This is a genomic window from Desulfovibrio cuneatus DSM 11391 (assembly GCF_000430005.1).
GTDB classification, from domain to species: domain Bacteria; phylum Desulfobacterota; class Desulfovibrionia; order Desulfovibrionales; family Desulfovibrionaceae; genus Frigididesulfovibrio; species Frigididesulfovibrio cuneatus.
In genome coordinates, this window is record NZ_AUCY01000076.1 from 1 (window position 1) to 1360 (window position 1360).

The 1360-nt window shown below is 44.0% G+C and carries 2 protein-coding genes; one reads left to right on the plus strand and one right to left on the minus strand.

All coding sequences use genetic code 11. The annotated features are described in order from the left end of the window. The coding region (locus tag G497_RS20405; protein ID WP_034637935.1) for a hypothetical protein at window positions 1–480 on the plus strand (480 nt) is incomplete at its 5' end. Window positions 481–663: 183 nt separating this feature from the next. Here the strand turns inward: G497_RS20405 and G497_RS0112540 are convergent. After that, window positions 664–1200 (minus strand): hypothetical protein, encoded by a 537-nt coding sequence (locus G497_RS0112540; protein ID WP_027188392.1) that lies wholly within the window; start codon window positions 1198–1200, stop codon window positions 664–666. Window positions 1201–1360: the final 160 nt, after the last annotated feature.

Here is a 1360-nt window from a genome sequence, read left to right on the forward strand (position 1 = left end):
TATGATGCCAACGCATGGGAAAAAAACCTTGGCAGGCAATTCATCATTACGCCTGAAAAAATACTGGAAAAAGAAAAAAATGGTGTTCCTCGCATCGATTGGCTACGGCCCAGCGCTATTCGGCTTGACACTCGCCCCGGTATTCCCTGCAATACACGGGTATTGCCCTACCAAACCCTAGAGGGCACGGTGGAATGTGTGAGAAATCCGAATTTTCAAATGTATTTTACGGATACAAAGGGCAAACGGTATGTATTAGATAAAAAAATGTTTTATGGTACAGGAGCGGATTTTATGGGAACATTTTGCCCTGATTCCCCTAATTACCAAGGTGACGGCAGACGCGGTCCATATCGTTTACAGGGCGATATTGTCTTTAAGGGGATAGAGCCGGGAATTCCGACGTTTGAATTGGTAAGGCCTGTCTTAAAGAAAAATCTAAAGGGCCGATGGAAAGAAGTGCGTCCTCCAAGATATTGAACTTTAAGAGTATGAGGGCAGCCGTGAAGAATCGGCTGCCCTCATACTCTTTTACTTACGGCACCTGTTGTTATTTTTCATTTCGCTTCATGACAATACGTGCCTTATCCATGAAACCAGTGACATAATTCTGCACTTTCTGCTCTGCCTGCTGCTTGGTGGCAACCTTTCCATTGTGGCACATCATTGTACTGCTGGGGGAGCAACATACAATACAGGCTCCGATTCTGGAATATTCTTAAATGTTTTAAGAATTTGCTCGTAGAGCTTTATCTGTTTTGGTTTGCCAGTATAGGAATACTCGGCGTAATAAATCATATTACTTGTGCTACCTTCAGGATGTCTTGCCATTGCCCGAACGGCATCAGGGCACACGTAGTAAAACGAGAACATCCCCGCAATAGGGACTTTCTTGCAAGATGCCACTTCTTGTAAAAAAAGCACATCATCAGCAAAATCGTTGGGGACGTTGTCATCGAGCACATAGCGGGATTCTCCCCAAACATTGATTTGTTCATTTTTTAAGAATAAAGCCATACCGTGATTGGGGCCGGCTGAATCCTGCTCGTCACGGCCAGTACGCTTAACATTAGTGGTGTCATACTCAAACGAATAGCAAAATGGAAAATTTTCATATACCTCCGTATTCTTTTTTGCTTGGGCTGCACTTGCCATTCCCACTAGACACACTATGAAGAGTACAGCATAGGATATCTTCATTTTGGTTTCCTTTTTACAATAGTCTTATATTGTTTACGAAGTTTCTCGTCGTATTTTGGATCTTTAGAGTCATGTACCCCCGGCAAAGCCGGGGGCTTGAAATGCTGTGAACCGCTCAAAGCGGTTAGAAACGCTTGAACCGCCTAAAGGCGGCTGCCTC

Bases quoted from the DNA above. Each gene is read 5' to 3' on its own strand.
- G497_RS0112540 (WP_027188392.1), bottom strand. From the start codon at position 1,200: ATGAAGATATCCTATGCTGTACTCTTCATAGTGTGTCTAGTGGGAATG.